The organism is Rossellomorea sp. DUT-2, from assembly GCF_052665285.1.
In genome coordinates, this window is sequence record NZ_JBQPEO010000002.1 from 388626 (window position 1) to 402188 (window position 13563).

16 protein-coding genes are annotated in these 13563 nt (G+C 39.5%); 5 read left to right on the forward strand and 11 right to left on the reverse strand.

What is annotated here, in order from left to right:
• Positions 1-132: 132 nt before the first annotated feature.
• Together ypeB and sleB are read right to left on the reverse strand one after the other, a co-directional pair.
• Complete coding sequence (gene ypeB, locus ACOSV2_RS07675) at positions 133-1479, reverse strand: germination protein YpeB (RefSeq protein ID WP_428974628.1); 1347 nt, start codon at positions 1477-1479, stop codon at positions 133-135.
• A 14-nt stretch (positions 1480-1493) separates the two neighbouring features.
• Positions 1494-2330, reverse strand: a complete 837-nt coding sequence (sleB, locus tag ACOSV2_RS07680) for a spore cortex-lytic enzyme (protein WP_428975079.1) — start codon at positions 2328-2330, stop codon at positions 1494-1496.
• Between the two features lie 250 nt (positions 2331-2580).
• On the opposite strand from sleB, the gene ACOSV2_RS07685 reads away from it, so the two are divergent.
• Positions 2581-2925, forward strand: a complete 345-nt coding sequence (locus ACOSV2_RS07685) for a hypothetical protein (protein WP_324748463.1) — start codon at positions 2581-2583, stop codon at positions 2923-2925.
• Between the two features lie 102 nt (positions 2926-3027).
• Here the strand turns inward: ACOSV2_RS07685 and prsW are convergent, their stop codons facing one another.
• On the reverse strand, positions 3028-3714 hold the full coding sequence (prsW, locus tag ACOSV2_RS07690; protein ID WP_428974629.1) for a glutamic-type intramembrane protease PrsW: 687 nt from the start codon (positions 3712-3714) through the stop codon (positions 3028-3030).
• A gap of 87 nt (positions 3715-3801) precedes the next feature.
• Between prsW and ACOSV2_RS07695 the strand changes: the two genes are divergently transcribed.
• Positions 3802-4779 carry an asparaginase gene (locus ACOSV2_RS07695; RefSeq protein WP_113967656.1) on the forward strand — a complete coding sequence of 326 codons (978 nt, stop codon included), beginning with the start codon at positions 3802-3804 and terminating at the stop codon, positions 4777-4779.
• A gap of 72 nt (positions 4780-4851) precedes the next feature.
• Here ACOSV2_RS07695 and ACOSV2_RS07700 read toward each other — a convergent pair whose 3' ends face one another.
• The 7 genes from ACOSV2_RS07700 to ACOSV2_RS07730 all read right to left on the reverse strand — a co-directional run bounded on the left by ACOSV2_RS07700 (position 4852) and on the right by ACOSV2_RS07730 (position 11678).
• Positions 4852-5817 carry a YpdA family putative bacillithiol disulfide reductase gene (locus ACOSV2_RS07700; RefSeq protein ID WP_428974630.1) on the reverse strand — a complete coding sequence of 322 codons (966 nt, stop codon included), beginning with the start codon at positions 5815-5817 and terminating at the stop codon, positions 4852-4854.
• Between the two features lie 404 nt (positions 5818-6221).
• Positions 6222-7499 (reverse strand): Glu/Leu/Phe/Val family dehydrogenase, encoded by a 1278-nt coding sequence (locus tag ACOSV2_RS07705; protein WP_428974631.1) that lies wholly within the window; start codon positions 7497-7499, stop codon positions 6222-6224.
• A 678-nt stretch (positions 7500-8177) separates the two neighbouring features.
• Complete coding sequence (locus ACOSV2_RS07710; protein ID WP_428974632.1) at positions 8178-8762, reverse strand: adaptor protein MecA; 585 nt, start codon at positions 8760-8762, stop codon at positions 8178-8180.
• A 71-nt stretch (positions 8763-8833) separates the two neighbouring features.
• Positions 8834-9745: a MerR family transcriptional regulator gene (locus ACOSV2_RS07715; protein WP_428974633.1), complete on the reverse strand. Its 912-nt coding sequence runs from the start codon at positions 9743-9745 to the stop codon at positions 8834-8836.
• Between the two features lie 97 nt (positions 9746-9842).
• A complete protein-coding gene (locus tag ACOSV2_RS07720; protein WP_428974634.1) occupies positions 9843-10607 on the reverse strand; it encodes a metallophosphoesterase in 765 nt (254 codons plus the stop codon).
• Positions 10600-10983, reverse strand: coding sequence for a hypothetical protein (locus ACOSV2_RS07725; protein WP_428974635.1), 384 nt, complete (start codon positions 10981-10983; stop codon positions 10600-10602). Before ACOSV2_RS07725 ends, ACOSV2_RS07720 begins: the two co-directional genes overlap by 8 nt.
• Before the next feature lie 59 nt (positions 10984-11042).
• Positions 11043-11678 (reverse strand): CBS domain-containing protein, encoded by a 636-nt coding sequence (locus tag ACOSV2_RS07730; RefSeq protein WP_428974636.1) that lies wholly within the window; start codon positions 11676-11678, stop codon positions 11043-11045.
• A 151-nt stretch (positions 11679-11829) separates the two neighbouring features.
• Between ACOSV2_RS07730 and ACOSV2_RS07735 the strand changes: the two genes are divergently transcribed.
• The 3 genes from ACOSV2_RS07735 to ACOSV2_RS07745 are packed head-to-tail and all read left to right on the forward strand — an operon-like array spanning position 11830 to position 12909.
• On the forward strand, positions 11830-12051 hold the full coding sequence (locus ACOSV2_RS07735; protein ID WP_428974637.1) for a spore coat associated protein CotJA: 222 nt from the start codon (positions 11830-11832) through the stop codon (positions 12049-12051).
• Positions 12052-12057: 6 nt separating this feature from the next.
• On the forward strand, positions 12058-12318 hold the full coding sequence (locus tag ACOSV2_RS07740) for a spore coat protein CotJB (protein ID WP_428974638.1): 261 nt from the start codon (positions 12058-12060) through the stop codon (positions 12316-12318).
• Positions 12319-12339: 21 nt separating this feature from the next.
• Positions 12340-12909 (forward strand): manganese catalase family protein, encoded by a 570-nt coding sequence (locus ACOSV2_RS07745; protein WP_113967645.1) that lies wholly within the window; start codon positions 12340-12342, stop codon positions 12907-12909.
• 95 nt (positions 12910-13004) lie between these two features.
• Here the strand turns inward: ACOSV2_RS07745 and ACOSV2_RS07750 are convergent, their stop codons facing one another.
• The gene (locus tag ACOSV2_RS07750; protein ID WP_428974639.1) at positions 13005-13445 is read right to left on the reverse strand and encodes a DUF2663 family protein; all 441 of its coding nucleotides are present in this window, start codon (positions 13443-13445) and stop codon (positions 13005-13007) included.
• Between the last annotated feature and the right edge of the window lie 118 nt (positions 13446-13563).

The following is a 13563-nucleotide window of genomic DNA, read 5'->3' on the forward strand; positions in this document are numbered from 1 at the left end:
CCATTTTATGTATCTATATTATGGCATGACATTCATCACCTTTCCATACCTTTTTGAATCTCTATTCTGAATTTTTCTACATCTAAAGAAAAGGGACGGATCTCCTTAACGGAGGTCCGTCCCTCTAAAAGCTTAGACGACTTCTTCATAAATCGGTTCCGCTTTTCTGAGCTTCTCTACTTTTTCTTCTTCTCCTGTGTTTGCATTGATGAAGATTCTAAAGGTATCCTTACCAAGCATCCCTAGGAATTCGTAGCAGAGCACTTCTTCATTAAGATCATTCACAATTACCGCTTTACGTTCTTCCATTACTTTAAGATTAGGGTTAGTTGTTTCTTTAGCCTGTGCTTGAGTAATGGACGCTTGTCCGATTTCTCTATCATGATTATTCTTTAAATATTCTTCTGCAGCAAATCCGACGATTTGTCCATTGTCTAATGCTACTTTTATTTTAACAGAGTCCGGATAAATCCTTACACCATCCAATACGGTCACATAGGTGAAGATACCAATGTTGTCATACTGAGCACTTTCAAATAGTTCTAATTTGTCAAAATCGTTATCCTTCAGGAAGGCAGTCGCTTTCTCTGCCGCTTTATTTAGACTGATTTTTGGCTTCTGAACTTCCCGATTGTTAATATACCAGATTGGATATCCACCTTTTTGGGTAACATCCATACTTGCGTGTGTTTTCCCTTTTTCAATCGTTACACTATAAAATTTATAGTCAGAGCCTTTTCCACTTTTCGTTACTTTTGCATCAGTCTTTTCACTTATACCGGAATATTTTCTTAAGATCGAAACGGCCTCATCCTTTGAAATCTCTTTCCCTTTAATCTTCTGAAAATTTTGGTCTTTCTTCTCAGTATTCACAAATGTTGTAGACCCAAAGTTTGCTTCATCATAACCGGATACATTCTTTTCAACCGTTTTAAAGCCATCGATAATGGTGTTATCCGCCTGTTCATTTCCTGACGCCAAAGCAAGCTCCACATCCATCCATCTCAGGTTGTTCTCCATCACCAGATGTTGAACCTTTCTTAACTGATTCTGAATATCAGCACTTTGTTCATATAAATCTTCAAGTGATTTATACTCTTTATCCGTTAATGGATTCTTATCTAAATCCCTCACTGCTACCCGGTAGCTGAAATCTCCAATATTACTTAAGAATTCCTCTGTTTTATTAAACGGCAGCAACGTTAACGGAAGCTGTCCTACGTCACTGTGCGCCTGAGAAGTCAATCTCCATATATCGGCAAGTGCCGGAGACAATGATTTCCTTGAATTCATGGCAAGAGTAGAACCTATCTTATCGTGAACAAGATCCACTTGATAAGTTAACTCATGGAACGCTCTTTGATAGTTGTTTTCAGCGTTGATTAATATCGCATTTTTCTCCTGATGCTCTTGGTATCCCCAGAATGCGGTTCCTGCAACACCAAGGACGAGCACTGTTATTAAAATGACACGTAGCAATTTACTTCACCTCTTTAACTACAGAATATGTGCTTTCCTATTTTCTTGATTTGTGGACGTGACCAAATCCACTTGCTTGTTGCTGTCACAGGGTTAAAGTAATAGAGAGCACTTGAAGAAGGATCCCAGCCGTTTATGGCATCTAAAACCGCTTCTTTCGCTTGTTCATTTGGTGTTAACCATATCTGGCCGTCTGCTACAGCTGTAAAGGCACCAGGTTCAAAAATGACACCTGCAGCTGTATTCGGGAATGCAGAACTGTCTATCCGATTGAGAATAACGGCCGCTACTGCAACTTGTCCCTCATACGGCTCACCACGCGCTTCTCCATATACGGCATTTGCCATCAATTGAATGTCGTTTTGTGAAAATCCATTAGGAGTGTTCACTGCCGTTGGCTTGGATGGAGTCGGTGCCTGCTTTGGTGCAGGCTTCTTTTGAGGAGCTGCTTTCCCACCGGATGTTCCGCCTTCAGCCCCCCCACCGCCAGGACCTTTTTGTTTGTTTAAATCTGTGCCGCCATAATGACTGAAATTGTTGCCTTTTTCAATTTGTTTCTTTACAAATTGCTTGTTATACTTTGAGGCTTTCACCAGTTTTTCTTTCGTTTTCGCTCCTGCCAAACCATCAATGGGAAGTCCGAACTCATATTGAAAGTTTCTTAGAGCCCAATATGTGCCCCACCCAAATACTCCATCAATATCACCGTTATAGTACCCGATATATTGAAGCCTGGATTGAAGTTCGATTACATCCTCACCTGTTGCGCCATGTTGTATCACTTGATTCGTAAAAGCGTCTGCCTTCTCTCCTTCAGACGAAATCATAAAAAGAGAACACATAAGCACCATGACGAATGAAGTAGAAATCAATTTGAAACGACTATTCATAATGCCTTAACCTCCATATCTTCAATTAACATTAACTCTAGTTTTTGTAGAGGCTCCCATTTTATACAAGTGATTAATAAAATTTAGAAAACAACCTACCACAATTTTGATAAGACTCTGTAATGTCCCAGCAAAAGCCATGTAAACATTCAGAGTTATAATAGAATGAGGATTACTTCAAATAAATCCGGAATTGAAGGGGGAGGTCATGATGGAGGACTATTTAGCGAAGTCATTGGATGAGTGGAAAGATGATATTTCAGAGGTGTTGGATCAGATTAATACTGACTATGAAGAGATAAAGAAGGAACTGAAGGTATATTCCTATAAGTACGGCATTACTAAGCAAGTCATTCAATCAACCGTGAATGAGGAAATCATCGAAAATATCAGGGAAATGTATCATAAGCCTTTTGAAGAAAAGTACAATGAACTGAAGGAATACATACGCGAATTGGATGAAAAAAGAAAAGTGTTTCAAATGTTCGTGAATAAAATAGATGAAGTGAAACGGAAAGAAGCTCCTAAAACGGACCTGGCAGCTGCGTACAAGTAAATAGTTTATAGAACCGTCTTTGCAAAAGGCGGTTTTTTGTTACGAAGGAGAAATCAGGGATTTTATAAGGCAAAAAAGACGCTTTAAATAAAAAGCGTCCTTTTAAATAATTTCTTTCTCGAAATTAGTACCCGAGTATTTTTTTTCTGTTAATCGATGAGCACTTTTCACTTTCTTCAAACCGAGCCACCATAAGAAAAACATAAACGGTACCATATAATAGATCCAGTTTTTCTCGGCTAAAAAGATGTAATTATATGTTCCGTGTAACAGTAGGGGCAAAGAAATCGCAATGAAAAGCCACTTATGCCTTTCTTCCCTGGAGGAAAACTTTGCTTTTCCTAAGTAATATCCCATAATGACACCGAACAACGCATGACTTGAAACAGGCAGGATCGCTCTTCCAAATGCATGTTCAACACCGTTAGCAACCAAATACAAAATATTTTCAGTAGTAGCAAATCCAAGGGACACACTTGCACCATAGATAATGCCGTCGTAAGGATCATTAAAATCAACATGTTGGAAGATCGCAAACATTAAAATAAACCATTTGAAAAATTCCTCTAAAAGACCGGAAGAAATAAATGCCGTCGACCAATTTGAATCAATGATTCCTTCCACTTCTAAAACATATTGTAAAAACATAATAGGAAAGGTAATAAGGGCCCCATACATAAAGGTTTTGAAAACTAGCGTAATAGGTTCTGCCTCATATTCATCCCGCAAATAAAAGTAACTTAGCAATGCTAATCCTGGTGCTATACCCGCTGATAAAATCACCAGCATAAAAAAGTCCTCTTTTCTTTCTGTTTTCTTAATCGTATCATGTTAATGTAGGAATGGAAACAGGAATTTATTTGGTTGGAGGAATGAATGATGAAGAAAGATATTTTGGTTATACATACAGGCGGTACCATCTCTATGATGGAAGACGAACAGACGGGAGCAGTCACTCCAGGGAAGGAAAATCCCCTTTCCGTACAAACGTCCATCGTATCGAATTTAGCGAATCTAACGGTCTTAGAAGCATTTCATCTGCCTTCTCCTCATATCACACCGGAGCATATGCAGCAATTAAAAGATATAATCGAAACGAAATATAGGGAAAAATCATTTGACGGAGTGGTTATTACCCACGGAACAGATACGCTCGAAGAAACTGCCTACTTCCTGGATTTAACCCTTTCTCTTCCAGTCTCCCTTGTCGTAACAGGGGCAATGAGATCAAGTAATGAGATTGGAGCGGACGGTCTGTATAACCTCATTTCATCCGTTCGGGTAGCTGCTGATGACAAATCCATGAACAAAGGGGTTTTAGTCGTCCTGAATGACGAAATCCACTCTGCTAAGAACGTTACCAAAACTCATACAAGCAATGTATCCACCTTTCAAAGTCCACAGTATGGCCCAATCGGGATTGTGACTAAAAGAGGCGTTCTTTTTCATCACCAGCCAACATCAAATGAACATTATCAGGTTTGTGACATTTCCAAGAGGGTTACCCTGATCAAAGCATATGCCGGAATGGATTCAGGATTATTAGTTGCCATAAAAGACTTACAGTACGATGGGGTTGTAATCGAAGCATTAGGGCAAGGAAATCTCCCTCCTGATACGGTGGATGGAATTAATGGGCTGTTAGCTGCTAATATCCCGGTAGTATTGGTTTCGAGATGCTTTAATGGAATTGTCCAGGATATATACGGCTATTCAGGAGGGGGGAAACAACTGAAAGAAAAAGGGGTTATCTTCTCAAATGGACTAAATGGACAAAAGGCTAGAATCAAGTTAATGGTGGCTCTGTCCCAAACCGGTGACATTAAAGAATTAGAAACGATTTTCAAAAATTAAGGTTGTCTTTCATCAGGAACATTAGCAACCATCATGAAAGAAAGAGGCTCACAGCAGAGCCTCTTTCTTTTGTCACTTTCCTTTTTGAGTAATGGATTCAGCGATCAAACCGCCATGCAAACGACCATTTTCAATAAAGATTTCATTCGCATTGTTTCCCGCAGCAATGACACCTGCAATATAGATTCCTTCTACATTCGTTTCCATCGTTTCTTGATGAAAAGAGGGTCGTCCTGTTTCTTTGTCAATTTCTATTCCCATTTTCGTCAGGAAGCTATGATCCGGGTGATAACCTGTCATGGCAAACACAAAGTCATTTTTGATTTCTTTTTTCTCACCCTTTACATTGTAAATAACAGAGTCCTCTGCAATTTCCTCTACACACGCGTTGAATTCCATCGTTACCTCGCCATTCCTGACAAGCGCATCAAAGTTAGGGAGAATCCAGGGCTTCACACTCTTTGAATACTCACTTCCCCGATATATTACGGTTACCCTTGCTCCCGCTTTATTCAATTCAAGTGCTGCATCAACCGCTGAGTTCTTCCCTCCAATCACAACCACATCTGTGTCAAAAAAGGGATGAGCTTCTTTAAAATAATGAAAGACTTTCTCTAATTTTTCTCCTGGAATCTCTAAATAATTGGGATGATCATAGTAACCGGTCGCAATGACAATTGATTTACTTTCATACGTTCCCTTTGAGGTGGAAACGGAGAAACGGCCGTCTTGCTTCTCCACTTTATGAACGGTTTCGAATCGATTGATTCTTAATTCCTTCCGCTTCGCTACCTCACGATAATACACGAGCGCTTGGTTCCGCCTTGGTTTGTGTTCTTCAATAACAAAAGGAACATCACCAATTTCAAGCTTCTCACTTGATGAGAAAAACGTTTGATGAGTGGGATAGTGGTAAATGGCATTAACGATATTCCCTTTTTCAATGATTAAAGGATTGATTCCCTTTTCTTTTAAACTAATTGCAGCAGAAAGCCCACACGGTCCCCCACCTACAATAATGCATTCTTCCATTTTCAAATTCAGACACTCCTTCAATTTCTCTATCTGAATGGTAATTTACGTTCGTTCACTTCAGATGTTAAAATATTCTCTACCCAATTATTATGGAATAAGTTTGTGTTTAGGTCAAAAGGAAGCACTCACATCTTTTATCACTGCCATCAATATTATCTGTAATAATAGCTGAATTTAATGGTATTCAATACTTTTATTAAAAGGTTTTTTTCGTAAACTTCGTTGCTTTTTAAAAAAGTAAGTAGTGGGTTGATTTCCGCTCCAGGTGCTCGCTTTCCGCGGGGCGTGAGTTGAGAACCTTCCGCTCCAATCAACTTTCTAAGTGTGAGTTTCTTACTCTAGACTAATATAAAGACAAATAAGAAAAGGATGAGATAGCGTCCATCTCATCCTCAGTACTTATTAATTTAAATCCAACCTCTGAACCGGCATGCTTCGGCCATTTTTCTTACCCCTACCATATATGCGGCGAGTCTCATATCGACTCTTCTGGACTGGGAAGTTTCGTATACATTGTTAAAGGAGCTGACCAAAATCTTCTCCAATTTTTCTTCCACTTCTTCTTCAGACCAGTAATACCCCTGATTATTCTGCACCCATTCAAAGTAAGAAACCGTCACCCCACCCGATGATGCTAACACATCAGGAACCAGTAAAATCCCACGCTCGGTGAGGATTTTTGTTGCTTCCAAGGTTGTCGGTCCGTTCGCTGCCTCTACCACAATGCTTGCTCTTATGTTGTGAGCATTCTTCTCTGTGATCTGATTCTCGATGGCTGCAGGCACGAGAATGTCACAGTCCAGCTCTAATAGTTCTTCGTTTGTTATCGTATTATTAAATAATTTCGTAACCGTCCCAAAACTATCCCGACGATCCAGCAAATAATCAATATCCAGCCCATCTTTGTCATGAAGTCCACCGTAGGCATCAGAGATCCCAATCACCTTAGCTCCTGCATCATGCATAAACTTTGCAAGGAAGCTTCCGGCATTACCAAAGCCTTGAACGACTACTCTCGCCCCTTTAAGCTTTATTCCTTTTTTCTTGGCTGCTTCATGAATACAAATTGTCACGCCCTTCGCAGTTGCCGTTTCACGACCATGTGATCCCCCAAGCACCAATGGTTTCCCTGTAATGAACCCTGGAGAATTATACTCATCAATTCGGCTGTATTCGTCCATCATCCACGCCATGATTTGAGAGTTTGTAAAAACATCGGGAGCGGGGATATCTTTGGATGGTCCGACAATTTGGCTGATTGCGCGTACATAACCTCGACTTAATCGCTCAAGCTCTCTAAATGACATATCCCGGGGATCACAAATGATCCCCCCTTTACCTCCACCATACGGAAGGTCGACAATTCCACATTTCAAGCTCATCCAGATGGAAAGCGCTTTAACTTCTTTTTCAGTAACATTCGGGTGAAATCGAATCCCACCTTTTGTTGGTCCAACTGCATCATTATGTTGAGCACGGTATCCCGTGAAGACTTTTACTTTCCCATCATCCATCCGGACTGGTATTTTAACCGTTAACATCCGTACAGGTTCTTTTAATAATTCATATACCTCTTCTGAATACCCCAATTTATCAAGTGCAAGATGAATAACCGTTTGTGTAGATTTCAAAACATCGTGTTGATCAGATGCTTGGTGATTTTCTTTCCCCTTATCGGCTACCATTTATGTAAACCTCCCAGTATACTTCACTGTTTCACGGAACCTAGTCCGCTTTCATGACATAGTATACACGTTTGAATTCTTCTTGCAAAGAAGGAAAATTAAAAAAAGAAGATTTTTTTGAAAACGCTATCATAAACGAAAAGCGGTAGGGCTTTGCCCAGAGGCGACAAGCATAAGGCGAACCTGCTGGAAAGGCGCTTTTGCCTTTTTGGCAGGTTTGACTTATGACCTCGAGCCTCTAAGCCCTGGAGCTGGACATAAACGAAAAGCGGTAGGGGCTCGCCCTGGGGCGACAAGCATAAGACGAGCAACCCGGAAAGGCGCTTTTTGCCTTTTTGGGTTGCTTGACTTATGACCTCGAGCCCCAAGCCCCTGGAGCTGGACATAAACGAAAAGCGGAGGCGGCTTGGGCAGGCCCGACAAGCATAAGGCAAGACCACCGGAAAGGCGCTCTTTGCCTTTTTGGTGGTCTTGCCTTATGACCTAGAGGGACTAGCCGCCGGAGCTGGACATAAACGAAAAGCGGTAGGGCTTTGCCCAGAGGCACCACCTTCACCAAAACAAAAAAAACACCCCCAGGAATCACCCTAAAAGTGCAAAATAATGTCTATATTTCTTATAAATCATAGTAAAGCATATATCTAAAGGGGGGTGAAGATTCGGTTCCACTTAACACGATCAAAAATAAAACAAAATTTTATCAATGGAATCCTTTATTAACACCGCACGGCCATACTCCATCAGGATATGTTTCGTAATCTTTGAGTGCTGACCGTATTCAGCACAAATAGCCTCCATGACTAAGCTATCGAATTCCAATAAATCTTCAATAAGTAAGTAATAGTTTTTTTCATAATAATAAATGCTTAAATGTATGAGGCGATTGTTCACTTTGTTCAATTCGTTGATGCGTTTAAGAAGGTCCAGTACATCCTCGAAATCATCAAAGTAAACGAGCACATCATGATCATTCATAGACTTCATGATTCCATTTTCGTCTTCCCAATCAGAAAAGTCATCTTCTGACTCTAATGTGAGGATCATGCAGATTTCCTGATCATCAAATGACTCAATCTCCACGGTGATTTCCATTTGTGTTTCAATGCCGAACTTCCCCTGGACTTCATCTAACATGTCTTCAAAAAGATCATGCCACATATATGAATCTTTCCATTGGTCTTGTTCAAATAAGCCTTTTTGCTCCAATTCTTCTACACTAATGGAAAATTTTATTTTGTTGTCAGAAATTCTTTCAAGCTTCATCTTCGTACCCCCTAGAGTGTGACGATTTATCACCATACTATGTAAGGGGCAGAAAACAGTGCATAATCCAATTATAATTTACTTTTCAGCCATAGCTCCCAATCAGACTTGGATTGTCCGACAATGTGTTCCTGAAATTCCTCTTTCTTTTCTTTTGGAAGATGGTCTACAGCAAAACCGCCAATTCCAATTTCCAGGCTTTTCCGCTCACTCTTTAATGAAGTAACGAGTGACAGCAGGTTGTCTACATTTTCCAATAAGGTACAGGAGAAGAACAGAAACTTAGGATCGACTTCGTCAAGAACGATGTCGATATCATTTTCTTTAATACTGGAGCCTAAATAGATTACTTCAAATCCCTTTCTTCTTACATAGAGAGTAAAGATTAACAATCCTAATTCATGCCATTCTCCCGGACCGCAAACTGCTACTACTTTAGGTAAGATTCCGTTGTGTGGAAAAGAGTGCATGATGATACCGATACGGGATCTAAGTATCGATGTTGCAAAATGCTCATGGGCCGTCGTGATTTTCCCGTTCTCCCACAGGTCTCCGATTTTAACCAGCAGGCTGCCCAGGATATCAATCACCACTTTATCAATTGTGTAAACAGTAAACGACTGATTGATTAATTCATGAGCTTTTGTTTCATCAAAGCTTAAGAGTGCTTTTAACAAGTCATCTGAGATGCTCTGAGTACGGTCCTTTCGTTCAGAGGATGCGATCTCATTTTCTTCCAGCTCTTGTTTATCAAGTAACGCAACAGCCTGACTAATGGTAAATCCCTGATTGACCTTCTCAACCAGCCATTTTAATATATTTAAATGTTGTTCTGTGTACAAACGGTGACCTGATTCATTACGTACAGGAGCAATTATCTGATATCTTCTCTCCCATGCCCTTAATGTACCTGGTTGTATCCCTAAGATTGTGGACACAGCTTTTATATTATATTTTCCTTCTATCTTCTTTTCATCACTCATAAATAGTCCCCCAAAGTAAATCTCTTCTCTCTAAAATTATAATCGAGAAACCGCATTGTGTAAAATTTGTATAGGTAATGAACAACAATTGTTCATTTCATTCCTTTTCGATTTTTAGTAAATGAGTCTCTGCCGGAGCTCCCAAGCGCAATGGGAGCGCAGTGGTCCCATAGCCGTTACTTACTAATAGGGTGGTTTGTGGGAGCTTTTCAAGTCTTCCTTTTTTATACAGTCCCCATCCAAATAATCGAATTTGTCCACCGTGTGTATGGCCGCTCAACATCAAGTCAATCCCCTCTTCTGTTCGTACCTGCCTCACTAGCCTCGGGTCATGACTGATTAAAATATTAAATTCAGATGGTATTGTTTTTCTAAGGGCAGAAGAGTAAGAAGCTCTTTGCGTACTCGCATCGTCCACTCCGATCATGTTAATTTTCCCTTTATGAATTGGGACCTTAACTGAATCATTTACAATTTCAATGATTCCCTTTTGTTTAAATACATCCTTCAGCCTGTTCGTATTCACTTCATGATCATTATTGCCCCAAACAAAATAAACCGTACCCAGTGTTAAAAGTTTATCTAAATTTTGTTCAACTCTTGAAAAAGGCACTCCTTTTTCAAGAAGATCCCCGCCAATGATGACAATATCCGCTTTCCCTTTCACTTCATCAATAATTCCATCTGACACTTCCCGCTTATGTATATCAGATATAAAAAAGATTGAAATCGGGCCCATATTATGAGGAAGGCCAGGAAGCTTTACTTTCTCCATTTTCACAACATTTCTACGTGCTTCATATAACATAAAAAAGAGGAGACTGACTCCCCCTACTAATAAAAACATACTAATTTCAAGCATTGTGGCCTCCTTGTCGGTGGAAATCTATAGAAATAATACCATAAAAGATGGATAAGAAGGAAAAAATCATTGTTTGCCACATCCCAAAACAGCTCAACAAATAAATGATGCCTATATGAAATGGGATGAAGACTAATTCTTTATGTAGTTTACCATTCATTAATCGTAGAATAGAATATAATTCAAATTTCAATAAATTCCCTTGAACCATTAACCCCACCATAAAGGCCATCATTGCCGCAAAGAATGGCACGGGATTTAAGACTAACTCAACAATGAATTCAGAGCTGTTCAGCAATTCTACAGCCGGAAACCATGTAATGAATAGATACCCTAAAAGAAACGTGATAAGCAGTTTAACAGTATGATTAATCAAAAAAATCCCTCCCATAAATCTTATGAGAGGGATTTCTTTTCATACAGAGTTTCCTTCAATTATTCATCTTCTTGAATATCCAGGATACGGAATCCTGATTTCTCTAACTTATGAAGGAATTTTTCCATATTGTCCTTTTTTTCTACCTTTAGAACGATACGACGTAATAATTTATCTGTTTCATCAAAGGTAACCAGGGAAATGACCGATTCCGAATACTGCTGGATGATATCTCCAAGACGGGCAATCCGTCCTTCTGTTTCCACAGAGGAAAAGGCGATTCGCACTCCCTTTTGATCCATCCCAAATGCACTTCTGAATTGATCAAGTACATCAAATCGGGTAATCAATCCAAGGAAATTTTTATCTGGTCCTACGACCGGAAGAATCGGAGAATCCTTCAATTCGACCAATGCATTTTCGAATACATCTTTGTCGGTTATATATTTGTCGGTATCGGCAAGAATATCACGAACCTTTTTCTCCTTGAGAAAGGCTTCTTTATCCATTCCTGAAAGGAAGAAGCTCTGATAAATATTGTAGCGTGTTGCCACCCCTTTGTATTCTTCATTCGAGAGTACCGGCACTCCATCAATTTTATGGTGCTCCAGAACTGTAAGGGTCTTTTCAATCGAGTCATTTTCATCTACCACATAGCATTTGTGCTTCGGTATCATGGCACTTTTTACAAACATTTGACCACCTCATCATTAATATCCTACATCTTTAGTATTCAACATTTTCACAAAGTTTCCCTTCATATTTATGAATTTAAATTAATTAACATGTTCCATTTATCCTTTTCATATGTTGTTACGAAGGATTTTCTTTAAAGGAGGGATTATCGTGCACGAATTTTACAGAGCTTATTACCCATATGTAAGTCCATTCGATCCGTGTAAGCCTATTACCCGGAAAGTCTATTCAACTCCCCCTAATCTTTACTTAGGGTTCCAACCTCCCAACCTGGAGCAATATTCACCAAAAGAAGCGTTACAAAAAGGTACTCTATGGAAAGTGTTTTATGATCCCTACTATAGCCCCTATGAAAAGATGAAGGGAGAATAGACTGACATGAAACAGCTTCCCACCCATTATTATGAAGTGCTGGAAGAATTACAAGCCGTAGATTTCGTGATCCTTGACCTTACCCTTTACCTGGATACCCACCCTGAAGATTATGATGCAATCTCTCAATATAATATGTATATCAAAACGCGAAAACAGATTAAGAAGAAATTCGAAAAGGAATTTGGCCCTTTGACGAACTTTGGATATAGCTACTCCAATTACCCCTGGGATTGGAAGGATGCTCCATGGCCATGGCAAGTTTAATATTTTAGGAGGTGCATGACAATGTGGGTGTACGAGAAAAAACTTCAATATCCGGTCAGAGTAAGTACATGCAATCCTAAACTGGCAAAATTTCTGATTGAACAATACGGTGGAGCTGACGGAGAACTTGCCGCTGCCCTAAGGTATCTCAATCAACGCTATACCATCCCTGACAAAGTCATCGGATTGTTAACGGATATCGGCACGGAGGAGTTTGCTCACTTGGAAATGATCGCGACAATGGTTTATAAATTAATTAAAGATGCAACTCCCCAGCAGATGAAGGACGCTGGACTTGACCCTCATTATGTTAATCATGATGGAGCGATTTTCTATCACAATGCTGCGGGCGTGCCTTTTACTACAGCGTATATAGCGGCTAAAGGTGATCCGATTGCTGATTTATATGAGGATATAGCAGCTGAAGAGAAAGCAAGGGCTACCTATCAGTGGATCATCAATATGAGTGACGATCCTGATCTGAATGATGGTTTGCGGTTTTTAAGGGAGCGTGAAATCGTCCACTCCCAACGTTTTCGTGAAGCAGTCGAAATACTTAAGGATGAAAGAGATAAAAAGGTATTCTTTTAATGAATGGAAGCTCGGCTCATTTCTTCGAAAAAAAGGAATGGGCCTATTCTTTTTACTATAAATACGGGCTCGTTTTATTGTGCTTACGTTCACTCTCATTTACTTCCATGAAATAAATTAATATCCCATTCTTTTTTCATTTTTTCATACACATGATGTCTTTTTTTCCACGCTTCTTCTTTCCATAAATCCTTACTTCGATCAATGACCTCACACCTTAATGCATGATATTCTTTTTCCTTTTTCTCCTTTTTCTCATATAAGATTCTTGTAACACCGAAAAGCCCGACAAGAAGCATAGTGATAAATAGATGAAAAGAGCTGGATACAAATACAGAAAACACCGCTGCAAACGAATAAGAATATGGTCCAAGCACAAATTTCGTCACATAATAGAGAAAAAAGAAGGAAGCAAACATTGTTGCCCATAAGGTATATAGGTGTGCTGCTTTGGCTTTATCAAATTTTTGTTTTTTGTCTATCAAATTATGTAGCATCTGTCCCGTGGCTTGATCTGTCCATTCTCCAAAATTCATTCCCACCCTCTCCTTTCCTTCCCTTATAGTTTATGAACTTGTCCATAAAGTTAGAATAGTAGTATAAAAAAAAGGATCTCTTTTCAGACCCTTTACATACATCAGGAAGGCGGGTTAA

What these genes read in the sequence shown, in the direction of transcription:
- ACOSV2_RS07720 (WP_428974634.1), bottom strand. Translation starts at nt 10,607, where the DNA reads ATGCTTGAAATTAGTATGTTTTTATTAGTAGGGGGAGTCAGTCTCCTC.
- ACOSV2_RS07740 (WP_428974638.1), top strand. Translation starts at nt 12,058, where the DNA reads ATGAAACAGCTTCCCACCCATTATTATGAAGTGCTGGAAGAATTACAA.
- prsW (WP_428974629.1), bottom strand. Translation starts at nt 3,714, where the DNA reads ATGCTGGTGATTTTATCAGCGGGTATAGCACCAGGATTAGCATTGCTA.
- ACOSV2_RS07715 (WP_428974633.1), bottom strand. Translation starts at nt 9,745, where the DNA reads ATGAGTGATGAAAAGAAGATAGAAGGAAAATATAATATAAAAGCTGTG.
- ACOSV2_RS07750 (WP_428974639.1), bottom strand. Translation starts at nt 13,445, where the DNA reads ATGAATTTTGGAGAATGGACAGATCAAGCCACGGGACAGATGCTACAT.
- ACOSV2_RS07730 (WP_428974636.1), bottom strand. Translation starts at nt 11,678, where the DNA reads ATGTTTGTAAAAAGTGCCATGATACCGAAGCACAAATGCTATGTGGTA.
- ACOSV2_RS07695 (WP_113967656.1), top strand. Translation starts at nt 3,802, where the DNA reads ATGATGAAGAAAGATATTTTGGTTATACATACAGGCGGTACCATCTCT.
- ACOSV2_RS07705 (WP_428974631.1), bottom strand. Translation starts at nt 7,499, where the DNA reads ATGGTAGCCGATAAGGGGAAAGAAAATCACCAAGCATCTGATCAACAC.
- sleB (WP_428975079.1), bottom strand. Translation starts at nt 2,330, where the DNA reads ATGGTGCTTATGTGTTCTCTTTTTATGATTTCGTCTGAAGGAGAGAAG.
- ACOSV2_RS07745 (WP_113967645.1), top strand. Translation starts at nt 12,340, where the DNA reads ATGTGGGTGTACGAGAAAAAACTTCAATATCCGGTCAGAGTAAGTACA.
- ACOSV2_RS07685 (WP_324748463.1), top strand. Translation starts at nt 2,581, where the DNA reads ATGGAGGACTATTTAGCGAAGTCATTGGATGAGTGGAAAGATGATATT.
- ACOSV2_RS07710 (WP_428974632.1), bottom strand. Translation starts at nt 8,762, where the DNA reads ATGAAGCTTGAAAGAATTTCTGACAACAAAATAAAATTTTCCATTAGT.